Source organism: Pseudoalteromonas sp., assembly GCF_041629635.1.
Taxonomy (GTDB): Bacteria; Pseudomonadota; Gammaproteobacteria; order Enterobacterales; family Alteromonadaceae; genus Pseudoalteromonas.
In genome coordinates this window covers 39,389-60,815 of sequence record NZ_JBFKMX010000006.1, presented here as the reverse complement: position 1 = coordinate 60,815, position 21,427 = coordinate 39,389, and the positions used below count along the sequence as shown (strand labels likewise).

Here is a 21,427-nt window from a genome sequence, read left to right as displayed (position 1 = left end):
GCCTAACACCTCAGCAGCTCTCGCTACCACATTATCATTACGCTCTAGCGCTTGTTCAATTAAACAAATTTCAAGTTCAGCTAAGTAACTTTTAAGTTCAATACCTTCTACAGGTAAAATAGCGGGTTTGTTTGAGTCGAAGATATGCTCAGCAGCATCAATTTCATCATCTGCAAATTCTGCAAACCCTTCACTGAAAATATCGTTTAGTGCTTGACGTTCCAGAATCTCTTCAGGGTATTCTGGAACATATTCTTCCACATCTATATGCTGGTATTTTTTCGGTAAATCTGAAACATCGACCACTTTTTCTGGGAACATGATTTGCATACGCTCCACAAGATTAGACAATTCTCGAACATTACCTGGCCAACTATGCTCTTTAAGGCTTTCGAGTGCACGTTCGGTAAACTTCACATTAGCACCACCGGTAACTACGTTACGTTTAATTAACTCTTGTAATAATAAAGGCACATCTTCTTTACGTTCACGCAGTGATGGGTTTTCAATTGGAAATACATTTAAGCGATAGTACAAATCTTCGCGAAATGTATCCTCTTCAATCATGGTTTCTAAATTGCGGTGTGTTGCTGCAATAATGCGGACATCTGCTTTTATAGGTTTGCCACCACCCACACGTTCATAGACGCGCTCTTGTAAAACTCGCAACAATTTAACCTGCATTTGGCTTGGCATATCACCAATTTCATCTAAAAAAAGTGTACCACCCTGTGCCATTTCAAAACGCCCTTTTCGCGTTGAGATAGCACCTGTAAATGCACCCTTCTCGTGACCAAATAATTCGCTTTCCAGTAAATCACCGGGAATTGCACCACAGTTAACCGGAATAAAAGGACCTGAGTTCCGATTAGACAAAAGATGAATATTACGTGCAACAACTTCTTTACCCGTTCCCGACTCACCTAAAATAAGTACATTGGCATTTGTTTTTGCTACTTGCTTAATCAAAAAACGAATATGTTCAATTTGAGATGTAGCACCAATTAAGCCGTCAAAACGTTTTTCTTGAGTATTATTAGCTAAGCTTGGTAAATGCCTTTTGTATTCTTGGCAATCGCGCAGCAACTCTGTGGTAGGTGCATAGGAAAAGGGCTCAGCTAAAACCCCAATTACATTTGCTAATGCCAATAAAGGTCTCAGAGTTTCACCGATTAGAATAAATGGGGTTTCAGGCTGGCTTTTAATAATAGCTTCGTGTTCGCACCCAACAAGTGCACCCAAGAACACAGCCTCCACATGGTGCAATACTGAATCCTGCACTTCTGACACAGTTGCAATTTTTGCATGTTCACCAATAAAGCAAAGTGAAGCCACGAGTTTGTTTGCGCGATTTTCGTTTTCGTCAATTACCCAAGTGGAATTAGTAAGGCTCATAATAATGGCACTGCAGTAATATTATTCTAATTATCTTTTTATTGTAACGGCTTAACTTGAGGTTGCAAGGTGTAAGTGGCGGAATTTTGGCGTCAATTCAAAAAATTGACACCCAAACTTGATCTATCACAATCTGAATTAGAGCAACCCAAGGGCTTGGCTCGCTGATTGGTTCGCTTGCCCACGCAGCGCTATCGATGCCTGTGATAGAATATCATTTGCCGTTTTTTGTGACACAAGATTCGCGTAATCTGCATCTTGAATTCGACTTTGCGATGCTGCTACATTAACCGCATTATTGGTTAAAGACCGAATATTCTGCTCAAAGGCGTTTTGACTCCCCCCTAAATTCGCACGATTCGAATTAATATCATCACGCGCTTGTTGTGTGACACTGATTGCAGCTTGCGCACCTGCTTGTGTTGAAACATCAATTGATAATACATTTGAAACAACACTATTATCACCAGGGTTTAAGCGTTGGGTTTGATTTGCGTCTGCTCCTACTTGAAAAGTGACATCGTTACCATCAAATAACTTCGCCCCACCAAACGAGGTGTTTTCATACGTTTCTGTAATGCCCGTTTGCAGTTGAGAAATCTCTTCTTGAATAGCGCTTCTATCTTGATCTGTTAAAGCTCCATTAGCAGCCTGCAATGACAACTGCTCAATACGAGATACAGACTCATTTACACTAGCAAGCGCCCCCTCAGCAACCTGTGTATACGAAATACCATCATAAGCATTGCGAATAGCTTGGTTCTGACCATTTTGTTGTGCTTGCAAACGGTCAATTATTTGTAGTGCCGCTGCATCATCAGATGCTGAGCTCACCCGCTTTCCGCTAGCTAATTGTTCAAGTAATGTTTTGCTTTTTTCTTCTGTTCGATTGAAAAATGCAAAGTTTTGATTTTGAATTTTCATACGAGGTCGCCTCCCACCTGTATTTTTGTCCTGAATTTATCAAGATTCAATTAGTATAATTATAATACAAAGAGGTGTTTTTTCACTCGCCAATTAAGGGTTTGTTGACAAACTATTGGCATATTTAGTGCTTATTAAGCTAAAGTAATGAAAGAACTATTAATCTTTGTGTAATTCAGTAAATACAGTGGGAAACACTATGTTCGACAATAAAACAATTTTAATAACAGGTGGAACAGGATCTTTTGGCAAAAAATATGTCAAAACATTGTTATCACGCTATCAACCAAAAAAAATTATTGTGTTTTCTCGCGATGAATTAAAACAATTTGAAATGCAACAAGACTTTAATCAAGACTGTATGCGCTATTTTATTGGTGATGTCAGGGACAAAGAACGTTTAAACCGCGCTATGCGAGGTGTAGATTTTGTGATTCATGCCGCAGCCTTAAAACAAGTTCCTGCAGCTGAATATAACCCTATGGAATGCATTAAAACAAATATTAATGGCGCTGAAAACGTCATTGATGCAGCACTTAACAACGATGTTGAAAAAGTGATTGCCCTATCAACCGATAAAGCCGCAAACCCAATAAATCTTTATGGTGCAACAAAACTTGCGTCAGATAAACTATTTGTTGCGGCGAATAATATCGCCGGTGGTCATAAAACCACGTTTTCTGTTGTGCGTTACGGTAATGTTGTTTGTTCACGAGGTTCAGTAGTTCCTGTTTTCCAAAAATTTATTGACGAAGGTAAAGACCATATCCCTATTACCCATGAAGATATGACGCGTTTTTGGATTAGCCTACAACAGGGCGTTGATTTCGTACTTAAGAACTTTGAACGTATGCTTGGCGGTGAAATATTCGTTCCTAAAATTCCGTCAATTAAAATCACCGATTTAGCAAAAGCAATGGCACCCAATCTACCGCTTAAAATTATTGGTATTCGTCCTGGCGAAAAATTACACGAAGTGATGTGCCCAGCCGATCTATGCTATGACACATTTGAATACGATGATCACTTCGTCATTGCGCCAGGCATAAAGTTTAGTAGTAGAATAAATGATTTTACAGTGAACGCTATTGGTGAAAAAGGCAAAGCGGTAAAGCCTGGATTCGAATACAACTCTTTAGATAATGCTGATTATATGACGATTGAGCAAATTGCCAATTTTAATATTGAGGCACTTAAGTGATACCGTATGGCAAACAAGATATCAATCAAGACGATATCGATGCTGTTGTTAATGTTTTAAAATCGGATTACTTAACACAAGGCCCAGCAATTGATCAATTTGAACATGCCGTTAGTGAATATTGTGGTGCTAAGTATGCAGTTGCAACCAATAGCGCAACTTCAGCATTACATATCGCCTGTTTAGCGCTCGATGTCGGCAAAGGAGACTATGTCTGGACATCGCCAAACTCATTTGTTGCAAGCAGTAACTGCGCAATTTACTGTGGTGCAAAAGTCGACTTCGTTGATATTGATGTTAAAACAGGTAATATCTCGGTTGCTTCGCTGCGAGCGAAATTACAAGAAGCTAAAAAAAACAATAATTTACCTAAAGCCGTTATACCGGTACATTTTGCGGGTCAATCATGCGACATGGCAGAAATTGCAAAACTAGCAAATGAATACCACTTTAAAATTATCGAAGATGCATCCCACGCAATAGGTGCAAAATATCAAAATTCTCCTGTGGGTAATTGCCTGTTCAGCGATATTTGTGTATTTAGTTTCCACCCGGTAAAAATCATCACTAGTGCCGAAGGAGGCATGCTAACAACCAAGTGCGGTGATATCGCAACTAAGTTAAAAAAATTGCGTAGTCATGGCATTACAAACCAACCAAAAGATCTCGAGAGAGTTGATCAAGGGCCTTGGTATTATGAGCAGCAGTCGCTCGGTTTTAATTATCGTATCACAGATATTCAAGCTGCTCTTGGCCTCAGTCAAATGAAACGCCTAGATGAATTTGTCGCCAAACGTCACCAACTTACATCGTTATATACCAAGTATTTACCTACGAATCTAACTCACCTCATTCAATCGCGTGATTGCTATTCTTCTTATCATTTATATGTGGTGCTTTTGGATAATGCTGCAAAAAGAAAAGAAATCGTTATGCAATTACGTGCCAATGGCATATTTGCACATGTTCACTATATTCCGATTCATTTACAGCCTTTCTACCACAATTTAGGTTTTAGAGAAGGTGACTACCCAAATGCGGAAGAATATTATTCCAAAGCTATTACCTTGCCGCTTCACCCAAATTTAACTGAAAAAGATATAAAATATATAACAACTACACTCAGAGGGTTACTATGAAGTTAGCTCTCGGTACTGTGCAATTTGGTGTTGATTACGGCATAAGTAATCAAAAAGGCCAAACAAGTCTAGAAGAAGTAAAGCAAATTCTTCGCTATGCCAATAAACATCACCTTGAGTTACTAGATACAGCTGCTGCATACGGAGAATCTGAGCTTGTATTAGGAAATTGTGGCCTTGAACATTTTAAAATAGTTTCTAAACTGCCTCCTGTACCAAAGTCTGCCACTTTTTCAGAAATTGAAGAGTTTGCAGAGAACACTCTCGAGCAAAGCCTTAAGAACTTAAATGCAGAAAAAGTGTATGGTTACTTACTCCATTCAGCCAATGACATTATGTTATTTCCAACTTTATACGACTGGCTTGAGTCAAAAAAAGAGCAAGGAATAATCAAGAAAATCGGCGTTTCTGTCTACAACCCTATTCAAGCTCAAAATATTATTGATAAATTCGATATTGACCTCATTCAAATACCTTTAAACCTATTAGATCAGCGTTTTATTAGTTCAGGTGTCTTAAACAAACTCAAAAAGAAAGGGATTGAAGTACACGTTCGTTCGGTTTTTTTACAAGGTCTATTGTTGATGGAAGAACGCCCTGTTTACTTTAAAAACATCTCCCACTTATTCGACAAACTTGAAAGTGTTGCTACAGAATACAATATACACAAAGCAGCTATCACTTTGAACTTTGTTGCTCAATTACAGCAAGTTGACAGAGTAATTGTAGGTGTAAACGAATTAGCTCATTTAAAGCAACTCATTACTCTATTTGATACACCATTACCTGATTACCCCTGGCATGTATTTAGTTGTAATGACGAACATTTTATCAATCCCAGCCTCTGGCAAATATAAAGAAAATTCAGTTATCAGTATCTAACCAGTTCAAAACTATAATTCAGAATAGGCAACTGGTAATTGGTGTCCTTTTCGAATTAAAAACAAAGTTTGTTCTGGGCCGATATTAAATAAGCAATCAACCACTGCTAAGTGCGAGATAAAATCACCGAACAATTGTGTGTATTGTGGATGCTTAAAATTTTGATAAAGAACATTAATACCATTTTTAACAAGCTCACCTCCTGGGTTGTTTGTTTCAATGTAGGCTTTGGCACCCAATGGTGAAAGGTAAGTTTCGCCCTGTAAATGTTGACAGATACTGACTAATTTCCCATCTTTTACGCCTGACATATCAGGTAATTCAGAAGCTATGTAAAAATCACTTTCTATACCCATATAATTTGCCAACAAAACTATAAGACCAATATTAAACTGACCTAAACGGTAGGAATGGGACGCTTCAAAATAATTCTTTAATAAAGGATATAACTGTTCAAAAAAAGGCGCCTTTCGATAACAAGCTTCAATGCTTTTTAAATGCTTTTTGCGCCAAGGGTGACCGTTCGCGAACTCAGTAGTATTGATCTTCGCCGACATGCGTCCGACAGGGGTTGTGACCGCACAGGTTAGCATTAGCTCGCCACTTGCCGACTTAATACGATTTCTGACATGCCAATCACTTTTTTCAAGTTTTACATTATCAAGAAAAACAAATTTATCTGCACTATCAATTAAATCGAAATAACCTAACCATGGAAGATAAGTTGGCTGCATAACACTAATAATCATTTGTCTAGCTCTTTTGCGGATTTACTTATTTGCATCGTGAATTCGTAAGGAAAGCCACCATCTTTTGTTACGTAGTTATGTGTCAGCGAAACAAAAGGAGATAAAGAACGTTTACAGTAATCAAAGAGTAAGAGTGGCGAGACATAATACAATTCACTATCTTGGTAATCCACATAATCTGATAATGCATTAAAAATAACTGAACTCAAGCAGGCGTTATAACTCTTTGTTAATGTGTTTTTTATAAAAGAAAGATTGTCATCCATTGGATTATTAAAAATGCCACTAATAAGAACATGATGATAATTTTCTGGCAGTGGATCTTTATTAATATCAAATTCTATAAACCTTGCTTTACTATCATCTGCGTAAAGTTTGTTAGCAAATGCAATAAATTCAGGTACAAAATCACACCCCAAATAATTACCTTTAAAGCCATTTTTGCGTAAGTATGGCAACATATCACCTAATCCACAGCCTAAATCAATGACATCATCAGAAACATCAATCAATGTGTTGAATAAAGCAAAGCGCACCTCTTGAGATTGCTGTGATACATGCTGTACGGCATTATGGTTTGCACCATGAGTTTTAAATAACTCTTGATAATATTGTTTTAAATCTTTCATAACGATTGGTATTGATTAATACAGCGCACCATTTCATCAAGTTGTTGCTGAGATGTTTGAGGACGCACAAATAAGTTAATTATTTCATTCCCAACTCTTTCAGCATTGGGACATTGTGCTGTAGTTTGTAATTCGCTTAAGCTTTTATAATGCGTTGTAAAAAGAACACCTTGTTGCTTTGCAAAGCGAAGAAAGTCTTCTCTGTTTTTGCATAACAGCGGATATCGCCAATAAGCACACTCTTCTTGATAAGATAGCTTTTTAAACCGCGAATTAGTGATACTACGTTCTAAAAAAGCAATATTCTCCAGCCGTTGCTCAACATAGTGAGGTAAATTGCCAATTTCTACAATTAGTTTGTTGGCTACCTCATCATTATTAAATACACTTAACGCATTGTTGTTTATGAATGCTAATAACGCCTCTTCCTTATCACGCCCATTAACGAGCACCGCCCCGCCATAGCCTAAGTTTATTGGTTTATCATAGCCAAAACTTACAATCGAAAAATCGCCAAAACTACCAAGTGGACTGCCTTTGTGCATACTCCCATAAGCTAAACAGGCATCTTCTATTATCACTACACCTCTATCTTTAGCGAAGGTTACAATCGCTTCAATATCACAACTTCGACCATAACCATGCACAGCAATAATAGCACTAACGGTTTCATCATATACCGCAGAAATTTGTTCTACTTCCATCGAAAAAGACGCCAGAGACACGTCTGCAATTTTTACATCATATCCCGCAATCTGAATTGCAAATAATACAATTGGACACATACTTGCGGGGATGATTACGGTACTACCGAGAGGTAGTTTTGCACTGTGTAATGTGGCAATAATACCAATACTACCTGAATGAGTTAAAACTGCCTTTTCTCGCTGACAAAGCTCAGCTAGTTTGTGCTGCACTTTTGTTAAAGCCACAACCTAATATCCTTGCGATAACCAGAAAGTGCTAATTCATTGGGCTGTGTTAACACCTCAAATTGGCTGACCAAATCTGAAAGTTCACGTTCTAATTGCACAAAGTCGTAAAACTGCCATTGGGAATAACGATGAATGTTGGGTATTTTCTGCTCATAAGCCAAGTTACTCTTACTTTTGATCTCATTTTCATAGTTAGCATCAAGCACATCACCTATCAGAATAATACCACCAGGCTTAACAACCCTGATCATCTCTTTCACCACAGAAAGCGCGTATTCTCTATCAGGAAAGTAATGGAAAATACTGTAACTTAGCAATTTATCGAATGAACGACTGGCAAAGGGTAGTTTTTTTGCTTCGCCGCAATAAAACTGAGCATTTGGCAGTAATGCTTGTGCCTTATCTACCATAGCCTGAGCATAGTCAATACCGCTTACATACGCGCAATTAGTTGCAAGTTTAGAGAGCAATAAACCACTGCCACACCCAACATCTAATAAGTTATCTGTAGCATGTAACTTTAGCTTTTCAACAACATCTTTAGCTAAAAGTTGCCAGCTTTCATCGCTTTGTGGTCGGCCAACCTGAAGTTTGAGGTCATCGGACGATTCAGCTTGCTGCTGCCACTCCGTTTGCTTTGTTAAAAATTCACTCATAAACAACCTCTAGAATTTTTTTTGTTAAATTACTCACTGAGTTTCTATCAAAAAGACTTTTTTGAGCAGTTAACTGATTATGCATACTGTCATTGATAAATTGCGATAAATTTAAATTTAATTGATGTTGAGATGTTGCTTCTGCCAATCCCAAATCAAAACATAAATTTGCCTTGGCTAGCATCTTTGTATCTTCGTGCTGTTCTTGCGTCTGTGATAAAGCACAGTTAGGTTTTAAACAAAACCCCGCCTCATATTTAGTTAGGCCACCGCCAGAGATAATAATATCAGCCAAGTCATAAAGTTGGGCCATATCGTTAACAAACAGACGTTGCTCAACATCATTATTATTTGACTCAAAATCTAACTTCTTTGCTGCAACTAACATGATATGCGTATTTGACAATAAGTTATCTAGAGACTCCAAAAGGCGATGAGCAATTTGGTGCCTATCATGAGCACCAATAAAAACCAAAACATTTGAGATGGGATACTGTTGACTCTTCTCAAGTGTTTTATCTCTCACACTGATTAAGTCTTCAGCAAAAGGAAAAAAATCTAAATCCAGTGCATGGCGAGGTGTCACCCTGCAAAGAGATGCGGCATCATAACGAAAGTTTACAATTAATTTTATGAACTCATAATTATACTGATCAAAGTCATCGATAACGATGAGCTTGCCGCCGGCACTATCAATGGCCAATAGTTCTTTTTTATCTAATTGATAGTCATCACATAATACAGTTTGACCAGAGGAAATCTTTAGCTCGCTAGAACATGGAATGCCCGCAATAGTAAGTTTGCGATATGCGAAGTCATCAAAATGCCCACAGAATACCACCGAAGCACCATGTTTTTGCAGCGCCCGGGCAATATTAAAACATCGAGAAAAGTGGCCAAGCCCTGACCTTTTATTACCATGACAATGAATTAAAACATCATGCATATGCGCAAAACTGATTGATTTCTTGGTAGGCAAGTTTTAACACATCATTTTGCAACCAACAACGGCCACTAAACCTACCTGAAAGAATAAAATTATCAAAACTATTTGTCAGTTGTTCAAACTGAGCTTGTGTTACATTTGCGAATGCGTGTGTAGGTATAGGAAATGTATTGTGTACTGTTTGCTTCAAGCTTGAGAGAACACGCGCTGAGTCACTAATAAGACCTAAGGTTTTTAAATCAGCTAACCCTTTTTCTAAGGTGATATGCTCTGACTCTTCCTTAGAACTTAGCACTTCAGCTGTAAGTTGATAGCAACTATTTTGGCGAATATTATGATATAAAGTAATTCGAAATATGGGGGATATTGGATCCCAGTTCCATACATAATGTGCATTATCATTCAGTGGCTTCTCATTAAATGTATAATGAAGCAAATTAGCCGTTCTAAAACTAAGCGATACATTTGGCACCTCTAAATTTGCTGCCTTTAAGGCAAAAATAGGTGGGGCACTCCAGTAAATTAGATCACAAGCTAATTTACTGCCATCATTTAAGGTCACCTGTGTGATTTTTTTGTTTTCACTCTTAATATCAACAACATGAGAAGACATTACTAGCTTCACGCCACATTGAGAGGCTTTCTTAGCCAGGTTATTTACCCAAGTTTGCGCCCCTAATTCTCCTTTTGGATAATAATATTGAGTTGTATCTTGCCCTAAGCTTTCCAGTAGTTCATCGTACTCTGCGGCTGAGTGAAAACCAAGTTTATGATCGAAGAATGGCAGTTGCTTTAGTGTCTTTGTCGTATCTTTATCAAATGCTTTGATTCGACTTGCACCAAAATAGTTGATGCCCGTGCGTACAGCTAATTCATTACAATCAATTTCTTTGCCATAAAGTTTATGAATTATCGGTTTTGACAAATGTTGATAGAAAGTTGGCCCTAGTGTAGTTGATATATAACGTTCAATATTTGTAGTATCTGGGCTATCAACCAATGTCATAAACTCGCCAATGCCCTGTTGATAAATATGGCGTGGTAATTTACTCGCATCGATAGTTTGCGTTGTATTATCCCACTCACCGGCAAAATAATTACCCGTTTTCAATGGAGATAGAGCATACCAGCTTTCGACTAAATCATTGTCATCAAAAAGAATTTCATCTATTTCAGCAATACCTGTTTTTTCAGGGATATGTGTGCCTTGATCATAGCTATTTCCCAAGTTATCTCTAACGCAAGCCAGTAATCCCCCCAAGTTTTCTGACTGCTCTATTAAGTAAACCGAGTTAAATCGTTTTTTGAGTAAAATAGCTGCAGTTAATCCACTGATCCCCCCCCCAACAACAACACATGTATTCATTTTATTTCTCCACGAATCCAATTATCGAATCGCGGGTAACGCGATCACCTAATTCCACGTCAACAGCAAGTGTTTTCCCTATCACTTCATCATAATATTGGGTATGTAATCCAAAACCAGGTCGAACTGACTTAATATCTTCATCTGTAAGAATTGTTCCTGCACAAAGCTTCCGGGTAAAATATAACGAACGCCTAGCAAGCATATTTTTTTGGGCAGATTGAGTGATGTTATACTCAACCTTGCCTATTGCACATTCTGCATCTCTCACGCCTTGCACCATTTGTTTGAACTCAGGTTCATCCAATGAGAAGAAGGCATCAACTGAATCATCCGATTTATCTAGGATAAAGTGCTTTTCAATAATCTTACCTCCAAGCGCAATGCTCGTGATTGGCGAGACTAGTCCTAATGTATGATCTGATAAGCCCGCAACACAATTAAAGCGCGTTGCAATATCAACAATGGTGGCCAAATTACATTCAGAGAAGGGAGTTGGATATGCAGTAGTACATTTTAGAATAGCTAATTCTTTGCACCCAAACTCTCGAAGTGTTTTAACTGCGAGTTCAAGGTCATCTAAATTAGCGATACCTGTTGAAATAATCACAGGTTTACCTGTTTGAGCCACCTTTTTCAAAAGTGGAATATCTGTAATTTCTGGAGAAGCAATTTTATAAACCGGTGCATTAAGTGATTCTAATAATTCAACGGCACTGGCATCAAATGGTGATGAAAAGACATCAATCCCAATTTTAGCAGCCTCTTCGAAAAGTGGTTTATGCCACTCCCAAGGCGTATAAGCTTTTTGGTATAACGAATAAAGAGACACATGGCTTTGCCATGGATTATCTGATGGTAGACAAAAATCAGCCTTGTCGGTTTCAAGTGTAATGGTATCTGCGCGATAAGTTTGTAGCTTCACCGCATCCGCACCAGCTGCTTTTGCTGCATGCAGGATTTCAATGGCTTTATCTAAACTGCCGCCATGATTCGCCGACATTTCGGCAATAATGTAACACGGCGCGCCTTCACCCACGGCGCGATCATTAATTTTTATTTTATTCACTTCCCCCTCCAAATTCAGATTCTTGCAACAGTGAGATGGCCAACCCTTGATTTCGCTCAATATGTTGATTCAAAGACTTTATTTCGGGGTGTTGATCAAAAAACGATTTCACCGATTGGTAATTCATTTCTCGCACATTATGGTTTGCTTGATAAAGCGCTTCAATAACTTGCCAATCTTCAAAGCTATCAAGTGTATAGCGGTAATGACTATCATCCTGCTGATTTTTCATTTCAATACACTGGAATTTTCCATCATTATTCTCATAAAAATGAAGTGTTACATGTTCCTGCTCTGATGGTCTTAAAGAGTGACTATCAAGTTGTTTTAACTTTTGTGCGCTTATCACTTCACAATCTACGCCTTCCGCAAACCATTCACTCAAATAAGCATAATCAGCTCTTTCTTGATAAAAAGCGTCTATAAGTTGATCACAAATTATCGGATCAACTAAGGGGCTATCGCCCGTTATACGCACAATAGCATCAGCTGGGTAAAGTAAAAGTGCAGCTTGAAAACGTGCTAATACATTTTCTTCGTCTCCAGCAAACACCTTCACTCCATAAGCCTGAAGGCATTCAATCAGCTCTTTATTTTCAGGGTTTGTTGAAGTTAACACTACGATATCGTCAATATTTTGACTCAACCTTAATCGCTCTACAATATGAATAATTACCGGTTTATCATTAAGACTCTTCATCACTTTCCCAGGCAAACGCGTGGATCCCATGCGAGCTTGTACAAATGCTAAAACCTTCATTAATTCAACCTTTGAAAGCCACTGTGGCAAACATCATTTTCTATAAGAGATGTTAAATCAACACCTTGCTCCATTGCCTCCTTGATCATAATAAACACCTCTTTAACTGTAGTGAGGTACATATCAATCAATTTAGGCGTATGCGCGATAGATAAATAAATTACATTACTGGCTAGGTATCCTCGCTTTAGCATTTCTTGGGTGAATAACGTCTTTGTCACGAGAGGATCGTCACCTGGAAAAATAAAGATTGGCACACTATCAATACCGATAATCTTTAAATTAAACCCTGTATCTTCAATTATATGAGTCAGTCTTACTTTTAAATATTGTCCGATAGACTTCAACTTCTCAGGCACTTTTTGCGATTCAAACACTTCAAGTGTTTTTAAAGCTGCGACAAAGCCGACTCGCTCAGTCCAATAAGAGCTACTGATAAATGATTGCTGTGCGGCATCCATAACAGCATGTTTTCCAATAACAGCCCCTATAGGATGACCATTGCCTAACGCTTTTCCTAAAACGCAGATATCTGGTTCAATATCCCAAAGCAAATGAGAAGCCCCCGTGTTTAAACGAAACCCCGACGAAATTTCATCAAAAATAAGCACAATATTGTGTTGATCACATAATGCTCTAATCTCTTTAATAAAGTTTAAATCAGGTTCACCATGACGAAACACTTCCATCATTACAACTCCAAGTTTACTGCCATGTTTTGCCAGAATGTCTCGAAATCCCTCGATATCACCTTCTTTAAATGGCAATACAGAACCTCCAAGCTGCTGAGGCACACCCGCTGGTTTTAAGCCAGGAAGTAGCTGCTCATCAAGGTTACCTTTATCATTGATATTTGTAGCAAGATACCAATCATGCCACCCATGATAACCACAAAAAGCAACAATATCTTTTTTTGCATAAGCACGTGCGATACGGATTGCTAAAGCACATGATTCACCACCCGTTCTTGTAAACCTCGCAGCTCCGGCCCAAGGATGAATAGCAATTAACTTCTCTGCTAACTCAACTTCCTCAGGGCAGTTCAAACTCGACATAGAGCCCTCTTGAATCGCATTAATAACTGCTTCATTAACTTCAGGGTGTGCATACCCTAGCGAACTTGTACCAATGCCCATGATTGAAAAATCATAATAGTGATTATTGTCTAAATCCCATACTTCACAGCCTTTTGATTTTTTATAGTAAGAAGGCCAAGCCTCAGGCAAAAACATTTCAGCACGTTTAGAGAGTAATTGATTACCTCCTGGTATTATTTTCTTGGCTCGTTGCCAAAGCTTTACGCCTGAATTTTCTTTTAGTAACAAAATTTAAACTCCACAATGCATTGTTTTTAATGAAGTCATCTGCAATATTTACACCATAATAGAAAGCTATAATGTATTAATAATGACATCAAATAAAAAGCGATTACTCGTTTTCGTAAGTGATTTAGGGGCAGCGCAAATCATAACATCGCTCTACCACTTATTATCGGCAAAATTTGAGATTTGTTTATTGCTTTCAAAAACTGGATGCGCAAAACCCATAAAGAATTTCATTTACGTTGAAACTAAAGAGGAAGTATTAGCTCATTTAACACAATTTAGCCCTGATTTGATTCTGCTCGGTACTAGCAACAGCAATTTAATTGAACCAATAATAATAAGCACCGCGAAAACGTTAAAAATTAAAACAATCTCTTTTGTGGACCAATGGCATAATTACCTACAGAGATTCCAGTCCCAAGCACGACTTATCCTACCCGACAAAGTACTACTACCTGACCAAAATGCCCTTATCGAATTTAGTCAACTTGTATCAAAAAAAGTTGAACTGATAGCCTGTGGCCAACCATACTTAGCGCAGTTTAGGAAGTTAAGTAGGCAAACTAAACGGTCAAAAAATCTGAAGGTGTTACTGATAAGTGAACCAATTTCAACATCTTTAAATAAAGAGCAAAAAAATGCGTTATATGGATTTGATGAAAAGCATCTACTCAAAAGTACAATAAAAGTCTTAAATCTTCTAAAGGTTAATTACAAATTAACAGTTAAGTTGCACCCCAAAGAAATAAAGTTTAAAAATAAACATGAAAAGAGGGCACAATTTATCAACAAGGCGATTACGTTCCAGCAATTAGCTAGTTATGACATCATTATTGGCATGCACTCAACTATGTTAATAACTGCGTATCTAATAGGTCTAAAGGTTATTATTTTTCATCCAAATGGGATAAATCACTTCGATCATTGCATGTTAAGCAGATTCAACTATTTGAAACGCATAACAACTAATTTTGCATTACTGAAAGCACTTAAAAGGAGAAAGAGAGGTCAACATAGGTTAGCTTTACAAGACTTTAAACCTATTGATTTCGTTAACCATATCAAATAGCTAACAAATACCCAAACGCATATATAAACCTTCACTAGTTTCTTTATAAAGAGTAAATCCTAGTTTTCGATATGCGTTTATTGCTGCAACATTCTCATGTTCTACACCAAGCAAAATTGAATCAATAGCAAGATGCCGACTTAAATATTGTGCTGTTGCGGATATGACTTCCCCAGCAACGCCCTTACCTCGCCATGCATTATCACCGATCAAAATACCCATTGTAGCTTCTCGACGAACAACATCTATCGGCTCATATTTAATGTTACCAAGATGTTCACCTTCATTAAATATACCGAAAAACAAACAATTGCTAGCTTGTTCTTTTTCTTGAATATATTGTTGTAGCTGTGCCAAAGACTCAGCACGTTGAGCAATAAATTGCCGGGTTGTCACATCTTGAAACCAACTTAAGTAGCGCTCACTTGCATCATCAACAGTGAGCGTTCTTAGCAAAAATCGTTCAGTATTAATCGTCAACATTTTCTATGGAAGGTTTACTGTAATCAAAGCTATAGTCACTCAACTTATTCCAACGCTCACGATAGTGTTGAGGTGCATCTTTCAAGAAGGTTATCCACAATTTTAGAGCATTTTTATAAAATGGAACAATTGATTGTTCATCACCAAAGTTATATAGCATACTCAGTAACACAGAAGAGGTATACAAAGCCTCTCCTTCAAGTATCAAATATAGATGTGCATAACGTGCATTAGTTTTAAATGAGTATAAGTACCTCAAACTACTTAGCAAACAATTGAGCGAATCAGTTCTTGTCGATTGAGGTTCCTCTAAAAAAGAGGCCATTGTCATACATATTTCTTCAAAAACTTCAAAATTCAAATATTGTTCCAAAGATTTAGGTGTCTTTTCCTTAAAAGAATATTGTTTAATTTCTTGGATAACGTTTAATTTATCTGAAAAAGTGAGAAGAATATCCGAAGAATTTAGTGGAATTGTGCCTTCAATTAAGGTTCCATTGCTACAGTTAAAACAATTTAAATTGGTGTTGTTATATTCCCTTAACAACCGTTCCATTTGTTCTTTGCCTGTATGCATAAAGTGGTCTGTTATAACTTCCCCCCCAAAATTACCTGGCACTCTAATTTCACTCCCCATCTTCAAAGGGTTATGAATTGTTTGACCTTGGTTGTTATAATAATAACTTGACTTTGAATGATGATAATTTGGATCCACATACCCGTTATCAACACCAAATAAATAGATGTTTTCAAATCCTAGTCGAGCAAAAAAACTTAATGCCGTATTCCCAACTAAAGGATTGCAATAGCCTAATGTAGAAGTGATATTCTGAGTCTCAATATACTCAGAAATATGGTACATCATAGTACCCGCTTCACTCCCTTTAAGAGCGACACCTGTCCAAGGGAACAAATCAAGAACTTCCGGATACATTACATTAAGCACAAGTAAATTCATTTTCTGACGTTGCTCTTCGCTTAACATATATGATAAAAAGTCATGTGTTGCTTTTGTTCGCTCCAAGGCCACATGAAAGTCTGGTGTAATTCCTTGATTTATAAGAGCTGTTGATGCTGAGTTACAAGAGACAATAATGGCTTCATCTTGAAAACTCTTAATTAACTCAATATCGTTATCTAGCGAAGGTCCATTTGCCACAATAAAAATGGGCTGTGCTTTTGCGGTTTCACCTATATGGTAGTTTGAGTCAATAAGAGAAAATTGCTTCGTCGCGTTTTCACAAGTATGCGCAATACTGAGTAAAGCATCATCAAAAAAACCCCACCCCATAAAAATTTGGTGAAAGTTCAATTTTAACTCTGCAATTAATCGGTTAATTTCTTCAGACGGGTAATGCTGATAAAAATAAGAGTGTGCGATACTAAATGCCCCTAGGTCCTGAGCACGAAGATAGATTTGCTCATAAAGCTCATCTTCAGGGACACCAATTCCTAGGTGAAGTGAACACTGTTTTAAATTAATTTCTTCTAACAACTCCGCCCAGTTAATTACAAAAAGGCTTGCGAAAAAATAATCTTCATTAGGTTCGAAAATGCTGATGTATTTAGCACTGAATTTTTCAAATAATATGGGGATGTGGTATCCCAAACCAATACCAAAAATAACTGTACTTGGAATCACATCATCGACTTTGTGATTTTCTTGTAGACTGCTCGCGGCTTTATTATATTCTTTGCCTAATGCCTTCATTAAATCAATATGTAAGAAGTTTGTTTCATTTTTTAAGTGCTCAATTGCTGAATGATCAACTCTACTAATTTCAGGTTTTAATATTGATTTTTCTACTTGTTTTTGGCTTTGAGCAATAGGATCATCGCCATACATTGGCATACCAGAGTCATAATCTATAATGTTCGCGGCGTTATTTTGGTTTAAAAAGAGATCAAATTTTTCACTAGGCTGATAAGTTAAATAGCGCTCATAGATTTCCGGCATATATTTTTGAAAAGTTTTTAAATTCAATTCAAAACGTTTGTTCGCCAATTGTACGAATTGATTCTCCCTTTCAACTTTATCTTTGGCTTGCTCAAGTTGTAACGCCAGATCTTTTAATTCATTTTGAAGGTTTGTCATATGCTTTACAGGTTATATTTTTGTAGCTTTTTATTATTTTTGATAAAAGAGTGAAGTTCGTGTTTAGTTTCAGTTTGAAGCAAATTGAGCCTCTCAAACCACAAGTTATAACTTTCGTACAATTCAATAAAACTTTGTTGTTCCAATTCTGAAAGATGCTCAAAGTTAGTTTGCTTGATTAATTTTTCTAAATCATTATGAAATTGAGCCGCTTCAGAAAATGCTTTAGCATCTAAAGAGTGGGAAATAGCATTTTTGAGAGTGAAAAGTGCAGCTATTTTATCCGACACTTACACTATCCCCTTGCTCTAAGACCTGTTCTCTAATTTCAACAGGAATTGCATCCCAACCAGCCTTAATTTCTTTAATAAGAGAAGATACTTCCTCAACTATTACAACATCATTTTGAACACTTGCATCAAGTAAGCGGTCAATCATGTATGTGTACAGTGAATATAAATTTTCAATCACCTCACCACCCACATCAAAATCGAGACAACTTCGAAGCCCTTCAATGATTGAACTCGCTTTTGATAAGTGCTCAGCTTTCGCTTCTAGATTATTTCTTTCTATAGACACTTTAGCCATAACTAATTTTTCAATGGCTCCAGCTAGCATCATTTGTATGATCTGATAGCGGTCAGCACCAGCAATTCGAGTTTTAAGCGCTTCTTTTTGATAATTTTTAACTTTAGCATTATACATAAATTACTCTCTATTTATTCGACTTCGTAAACCCAGGTAAACTTGCCAACTGAGCACTCAAATAAGACTGAGTAGACTTCATCTCAGCTAGTAACACATCAAGGGATGAATACTGCTTACGAAGCCTTTGTTCAAGCTGACCCATTCGATATTCATGGTCTAAAACATCATCCTCAAGGTCACCAAGTTGCAAATTAAGTGAAGACTCTCGCTCTTTAATAATACCCTTAGAATCGATGTAGTTATCAATTAGGCCTTGAAATGCCTTTGCTATACCATTATCACCAGCAAATGCTTTCCCCACTTGATCAAAATATTTATCAAGTGAATCATTTACGCTTCTTACTAGTGTCGACTTTTCTAAATAACCTTTCTTATCGATACCTAAACCCATATCAAATATCGTGCCAAAAGGTTCAACACCTGTAAGTTTAGTACTGAGCATTGAAGGTAATTGATTCTCTAATGCACGCATTGACGCATCGCCATTTAACGGGTTACCAATACGTGTTTGAAAACCAATATTGCCAATCAGATTATTATAATTGGTAATAAATTCATCAATTAGAGTTGTAACCGAAGCTTTATCATAATCAACATTAATCCGCGCTGTTTCATTATTTTCACTGACTTTCTTTGCTGTTATGGTCATATCTTGTACAGCATTAGTAAAGGTATTGGAATCATTTGTAACTGAAATACCATCAACTTTGATGATTGCATTGGTCGCTTGGTCAGTTGCTGCAATTGATAAACCACCAGCCCCACCGCCATTTGCAGCAGTCGATACAGCGTCTAATTCCGCTGTATCGTTAGTGACGACCAAGTCGTTGCCAACTCCTGATTTATTTGAGCTTAAAACTAGTTTGGATTCAGTTCCAGTATTAATAATGTTTGCAACCACTCCAAAATTTGAGTTTTCATCATTGATTGCATTGCGAACATCTTCCAAAGTTGCTCCAGCAGCTAAGGTAACATTGAAGCTAGAGGTGCCAGCAGCAAAACTCAATGTCCCCCCAGAAGCAGTCACAACATCAGTCGCTGCAGAAAACCCCGTATTAGAAACAGCTCGACTTCCTTGCGCAAGTTGAACAACTTCAATGTCAAACTTGCCCGCTGTGGATTTATTGGTTGTTGTAACCCCTATAATTTCACCCGATGTAGGTTGGGTAATTGATGCTGTTCGCTTGTTGAAATTATTAATATCGCTAAGCTTTTTAACTGTAGACTCAAGTTGCGAAATTGCAGAACTAATTGTACTAATAGAACTTAGTTCATTTTGAAGAGATTTTTCTTTTGCAGCAAATGCTTGAAGCTTAGGAATATTCTCAGCATCAACGGAAGCTTTAATGATGCTTTCCAAATCGAGGCCAGAACCTACCCCTGCTGATGTAATACTTGCCATAATTAAACCTCTCTAAAATAGCACTCACTTCATTTTAAACAGAATCGTTAAAAAGAACCCCCGCAGGAGTATTTAATTTATCGGCCAAATTTTCAAAAGCTTTAGCGACTTCCCTTATTTCTTGAGGTGGGATTTCACGAATAACTTCATCGTTTGATTTATCAATTACTTTAACTACCGGTGGCTCACCCAACTCATCGAATTCGAATATCAAGTTAGTCGAACTGACTGAAATAAAGTCATTAATTTTCTTAAGATTCTCTTTTATTTCCTCAAAAAAGTTTCCGTCACCTGTTGTATTACCATGTTTAACTGGAACTACAGGCTCAAGCTCATTTCCACTAGCAGGATTAATGCCAACTGGCTGTTTTGAGCCTTGTTTTGCTGGTGTATTATTAGCATCGAATACACTCGTCAATGACTCTTGGATTGTATTCATAACAGTATCCTCTCTGAACAAGTATAGCTTACATTCTGATTGCAACAGCCTGTAAAGCTAATGCAATCAGAATAAACTTAGCAATTAACCTAATAAAGAAAGTGCAACCTGAGGACGCTGATTAGCCTGACTCAAAATAGACGTACTTGCTTGTTGCAAGATCTGGTTTCGAGTCAATGCAGCAGTCTCTGCAGCAAAATCTGTGTCACGGATACGAGATCTCGCAGACGTCAAGTTTTCAGAAACATTTGACTGATTACGAATAGTCGATTGGAAACGGTTTTGCACTGCACCAAGCTCTGCTCGTTTCTTATCAACTACTGCGATCATTGCATCCATACCTGCTAAAACGAATTGAGCATTACCTTGTGTCGAAACACTAATTGATGTTGCTCTGAAACGAGTTGCAAAATCATCTGTACCAGCAATGGCTGCACCACTAATGTCTGAAACACCAGCCGCTAGCGTTGTTAAACCTTTACCTGTTACATTACTAGCAATGCCTGCAATACCTGATACAGTAAAACCGGCATTAGCAGAAAGCGATCCTGTTGCAGAACCACCAACGTTTTGCATAGAAAAGCCTATCGTTTGAACAGCATCTGCACCTACTTGAAAGCTTGCATCAAAAGATCCATCAAGCAGGTTTCTACCACCAAATGTCGTGTCCGCTGAAACACGATTTACTTCTGTTGTTAATTGGCGAATTTCTTCTTGAATCGCCAATCTATCTTCGTCTGTATTTGAACCATTCGAAGCTTGTGATGCTAGGGTACGGATACGCTGAAACATACCTGTAACTTCATCCATCGCACCTTCAGCAGTTTGCGCTAAAGAGATCCCGTCGTTAGCATTTCGAATGCCTTGGTTTAAACCGTTAATTTGGCCAGTTAGACGGTTTGAAATCTGCATACCAGCAGCATCGTCTTTAGCTCCATTAATCCGGATACCTGAAGATAAACGCTGGAACGAAGTATCTAGCGCATTACCTGACTGACTTAACTGTCTTTGAGCATTTAAAGAGCTCACATTTGTGTTTACATATAAAGCCATAATTGCCTCCGCTTTATTAACTTAAGTATCTATTTACAAGTACCCCTACTCATAAATAGACCCAAACTTAGAATCCTAATTCAGGTGTTCTATCACTGTTATCGTCAACTGAAGCAAAGACTTTAGCTTTTTTTTAAATTTTTTTTTATTTTTTTATTTTAAGTATAAAAAAAGCTCCCTGATGGGAGCTTTTTTCCTTTAA

Annotated in this window: 22 protein-coding genes; 4 read left to right on the top strand and 18 right to left on the bottom strand. The window is 37.5% G+C overall.

What is annotated here, in order from left to right; genetic code table 11:
- A partial coding sequence (locus ABYD77_RS01860) for a sigma-54 dependent transcriptional regulator (RefSeq protein WP_372766453.1) occupies window positions 1-1,395 on the bottom strand: 1,395 nt, incomplete at its 3' end.
- Between the two features lie 138 nt (window positions 1,396-1,533).
- Complete coding sequence (locus ABYD77_RS01855; protein ID WP_372766451.1) at window positions 1,534-2,319, bottom strand: flagellin; 786 nt, start codon at window positions 2,317-2,319, stop codon at window positions 1,534-1,536.
- Window positions 2,320-2,518: 199 nt separating this feature from the next.
- Between ABYD77_RS01855 and pseB the strand changes: the two genes are divergently transcribed.
- From pseB to ABYD77_RS01840, 3 genes are read left to right on the top strand one after another with little or no spacing between them, the layout of a single operon-like run.
- Complete coding sequence (pseB, locus tag ABYD77_RS01850) at window positions 2,519-3,520, top strand: UDP-N-acetylglucosamine 4,6-dehydratase (inverting) (RefSeq protein WP_372766449.1); 1,002 nt, start codon at window positions 2,519-2,521, stop codon at window positions 3,518-3,520.
- Window positions 3,517-4,659, top strand: coding sequence for a UDP-4-amino-4,6-dideoxy-N-acetyl-beta-L-altrosamine transaminase (gene pseC, locus ABYD77_RS01845; protein ID WP_372766447.1), 1,143 nt, complete (start codon window positions 3,517-3,519; stop codon window positions 4,657-4,659). Before pseB ends, pseC begins: the two co-directional genes overlap by 4 nt.
- The gene (locus ABYD77_RS01840; RefSeq protein ID WP_372766445.1) at window positions 4,656-5,516 is read left to right on the top strand and encodes an aldo/keto reductase; all 861 of its coding nucleotides are present in this window, start codon (window positions 4,656-4,658) and stop codon (window positions 5,514-5,516) included. Before pseC ends, ABYD77_RS01840 begins: the two co-directional genes overlap by 4 nt.
- Before the next feature lie 36 nt (window positions 5,517-5,552).
- Here the strand turns inward: ABYD77_RS01840 and ABYD77_RS01835 are convergent, their stop codons facing one another.
- Genes ABYD77_RS01835 through ABYD77_RS01795 form a run of 9 tightly spaced genes read right to left on the bottom strand, consistent with a single transcriptional unit; the run spans window position 5,553 to window position 13,976 of the window.
- Window positions 5,553-6,290 carry a WbqC family protein gene (locus ABYD77_RS01835; RefSeq protein ID WP_372766443.1) on the bottom strand — a complete coding sequence of 246 codons (738 nt, stop codon included), beginning with the start codon at window positions 6,288-6,290 and terminating at the stop codon, window positions 5,553-5,555.
- Window positions 6,287-6,919: a class I SAM-dependent methyltransferase gene (locus ABYD77_RS01830; RefSeq protein ID WP_372766441.1), complete on the bottom strand. Its 633-nt coding sequence runs from the start codon at window positions 6,917-6,919 to the stop codon at window positions 6,287-6,289. Before ABYD77_RS01830 ends, ABYD77_RS01835 begins: the two co-directional genes overlap by 4 nt.
- Window positions 6,916-7,851, bottom strand: coding sequence for a DegT/DnrJ/EryC1/StrS family aminotransferase (locus ABYD77_RS01825; RefSeq protein WP_372766439.1), 936 nt, complete (start codon window positions 7,849-7,851; stop codon window positions 6,916-6,918). Before ABYD77_RS01825 ends, ABYD77_RS01830 begins: the two co-directional genes overlap by 4 nt.
- Complete coding sequence (locus ABYD77_RS01820) at window positions 7,842-8,510, bottom strand: class I SAM-dependent methyltransferase (protein WP_372766437.1); 669 nt, start codon at window positions 8,508-8,510, stop codon at window positions 7,842-7,844. The genes ABYD77_RS01825 and ABYD77_RS01820 overlap by 10 nt, the downstream gene beginning before the upstream one ends.
- Window positions 8,503-9,456, bottom strand: coding sequence for a glycosyl transferase (locus tag ABYD77_RS01815; RefSeq protein WP_372766435.1), 954 nt, complete (start codon window positions 9,454-9,456; stop codon window positions 8,503-8,505). Before ABYD77_RS01815 ends, ABYD77_RS01820 begins: the two co-directional genes overlap by 8 nt.
- On the bottom strand, window positions 9,449-10,822 hold the full coding sequence (locus ABYD77_RS01810; protein WP_372766433.1) for an NAD(P)-binding protein: 1,374 nt from the start codon (window positions 10,820-10,822) through the stop codon (window positions 9,449-9,451). Before ABYD77_RS01810 ends, ABYD77_RS01815 begins: the two co-directional genes overlap by 8 nt.
- A gap of 1 nt (window position 10,823) precedes the next feature.
- Window positions 10,824-11,882, bottom strand: a complete 1,059-nt coding sequence (gene pseI / locus ABYD77_RS01805) for a pseudaminic acid synthase (protein WP_372766457.1) — start codon at window positions 11,880-11,882, stop codon at window positions 10,824-10,826.
- A gap of 1 nt (window position 11,883) precedes the next feature.
- Entirely contained in the window at window positions 11,884-12,651 is a 768-nt protein-coding gene (locus ABYD77_RS01800; RefSeq protein WP_372766431.1) for a cytidylyltransferase domain-containing protein, read from the bottom strand.
- Window positions 12,651-13,976 (bottom strand): aminotransferase class III-fold pyridoxal phosphate-dependent enzyme, encoded by a 1,326-nt coding sequence (locus ABYD77_RS01795; protein WP_372766429.1) that lies wholly within the window; start codon window positions 13,974-13,976, stop codon window positions 12,651-12,653. Before ABYD77_RS01795 ends, ABYD77_RS01800 begins: the two co-directional genes overlap by 1 nt.
- A gap of 82 nt (window positions 13,977-14,058) precedes the next feature.
- On the opposite strand from ABYD77_RS01795, the gene ABYD77_RS01790 reads away from it, so the two are divergent.
- Window positions 14,059-15,045, top strand: coding sequence for a hypothetical protein (locus ABYD77_RS01790; RefSeq protein ID WP_372766427.1), 987 nt, complete (start codon window positions 14,059-14,061; stop codon window positions 15,043-15,045).
- Here ABYD77_RS01790 and ABYD77_RS01785 read toward each other — a convergent pair whose 3' ends face one another.
- From ABYD77_RS01785 to ABYD77_RS01755, 7 genes are all read right to left on the bottom strand, one after another.
- Window positions 15,046-15,528 (bottom strand): GNAT family N-acetyltransferase, encoded by a 483-nt coding sequence (locus ABYD77_RS01785; RefSeq protein ID WP_372766425.1) that lies wholly within the window; start codon window positions 15,526-15,528, stop codon window positions 15,046-15,048.
- On the bottom strand, window positions 15,515-17,623 hold the full coding sequence (locus tag ABYD77_RS01780) for a 6-hydroxymethylpterin diphosphokinase MptE-like protein (RefSeq protein ID WP_372766423.1): 2,109 nt from the start codon (window positions 17,621-17,623) through the stop codon (window positions 15,515-15,517). The genes ABYD77_RS01785 and ABYD77_RS01780 overlap by 14 nt, the downstream gene beginning before the upstream one ends.
- A gap of 5 nt (window positions 17,624-17,628) precedes the next feature.
- Window positions 17,629-17,913, bottom strand: a complete 285-nt coding sequence (locus ABYD77_RS01775; protein ID WP_372766421.1) for a hypothetical protein — start codon at window positions 17,911-17,913, stop codon at window positions 17,629-17,631.
- Complete coding sequence (fliS, locus tag ABYD77_RS01770) at window positions 17,903-18,328, bottom strand: flagellar export chaperone FliS (protein WP_372766419.1); 426 nt, start codon at window positions 18,326-18,328, stop codon at window positions 17,903-17,905. The genes ABYD77_RS01775 and fliS overlap by 11 nt, the downstream gene beginning before the upstream one ends.
- 10 nt (window positions 18,329-18,338) lie before the next feature.
- Window positions 18,339-19,733, bottom strand: a complete 1,395-nt coding sequence (fliD, locus tag ABYD77_RS01765; protein WP_372766417.1) for a flagellar filament capping protein FliD — start codon at window positions 19,731-19,733, stop codon at window positions 18,339-18,341.
- Window positions 19,734-19,767: 34 nt separating this feature from the next.
- Window positions 19,768-20,172: a flagellar protein FlaG gene (locus ABYD77_RS01760; protein WP_372766415.1), complete on the bottom strand. Its 405-nt coding sequence runs from the start codon at window positions 20,170-20,172 to the stop codon at window positions 19,768-19,770.
- An 84-nt stretch (window positions 20,173-20,256) separates the two neighbouring features.
- Window positions 20,257-21,225 carry a flagellin gene (locus ABYD77_RS01755; protein WP_372766413.1) on the bottom strand — a complete coding sequence of 323 codons (969 nt, stop codon included), beginning with the start codon at window positions 21,223-21,225 and terminating at the stop codon, window positions 20,257-20,259.
- Window positions 21,226-21,427: the final 202 nt, after the last annotated feature.

What these genes read in the sequence shown, in the direction of transcription:
- ABYD77_RS01815 (WP_372766435.1), bottom strand. Translation starts at nt 9,456, where the DNA reads ATGCATGATGTTTTAATTCATTGTCATGGTAATAAAAGGTCAGGGCTT.
- fliD (WP_372766417.1), bottom strand. Translation starts at nt 19,733, where the DNA reads ATGGCAAGTATTACATCAGCAGGGGTAGGTTCTGGCCTCGATTTGGAA.
- ABYD77_RS01820 (WP_372766437.1), bottom strand. Translation starts at nt 8,510, where the DNA reads ATGAGTGAATTTTTAACAAAGCAAACGGAGTGGCAGCAGCAAGCTGAA.
- ABYD77_RS01790 (WP_372766427.1), top strand. Translation starts at nt 14,059, where the DNA reads ATGACATCAAATAAAAAGCGATTACTCGTTTTCGTAAGTGATTTAGGG.
- ABYD77_RS01835 (WP_372766443.1), bottom strand. Translation starts at nt 6,290, where the DNA reads ATGATTATTAGTGTTATGCAGCCAACTTATCTTCCATGGTTAGGTTAT.
- ABYD77_RS01800 (WP_372766431.1), bottom strand. Translation starts at nt 12,651, where the DNA reads ATGAAGGTTTTAGCATTTGTACAAGCTCGCATGGGATCCACGCGTTTG.
- fliS (WP_372766419.1), bottom strand. Translation starts at nt 18,328, where the DNA reads ATGTATAATGCTAAAGTTAAAAATTATCAAAAAGAAGCGCTTAAAACT.
- ABYD77_RS01855 (WP_372766451.1), bottom strand. Translation starts at nt 2,319, where the DNA reads ATGAAAATTCAAAATCAAAACTTTGCATTTTTCAATCGAACAGAAGAA.
- ABYD77_RS01785 (WP_372766425.1), bottom strand. Translation starts at nt 15,528, where the DNA reads ATGTTGACGATTAATACTGAACGATTTTTGCTAAGAACGCTCACTGTT.
- ABYD77_RS01840 (WP_372766445.1), top strand. Translation starts at nt 4,656, where the DNA reads ATGAAGTTAGCTCTCGGTACTGTGCAATTTGGTGTTGATTACGGCATA.
- ABYD77_RS01830 (WP_372766441.1), bottom strand. Translation starts at nt 6,919, where the DNA reads ATGAAAGATTTAAAACAATATTATCAAGAGTTATTTAAAACTCATGGT.
- ABYD77_RS01760 (WP_372766415.1), bottom strand. Translation starts at nt 20,172, where the DNA reads ATGAATACAATCCAAGAGTCATTGACGAGTGTATTCGATGCTAATAAT.
- ABYD77_RS01755 (WP_372766413.1), bottom strand. Translation starts at nt 21,225, where the DNA reads ATGGCTTTATATGTAAACACAAATGTGAGCTCTTTAAATGCTCAAAGA.
- pseB (WP_372766449.1), top strand. Translation starts at nt 2,519, where the DNA reads ATGTTCGACAATAAAACAATTTTAATAACAGGTGGAACAGGATCTTTT.
- ABYD77_RS01780 (WP_372766423.1), bottom strand. Translation starts at nt 17,623, where the DNA reads ATGACAAACCTTCAAAATGAATTAAAAGATCTGGCGTTACAACTTGAG.
- ABYD77_RS01810 (WP_372766433.1), bottom strand. Translation starts at nt 10,822, where the DNA reads ATGAATACATGTGTTGTTGTTGGGGGGGGGATCAGTGGATTAACTGCA.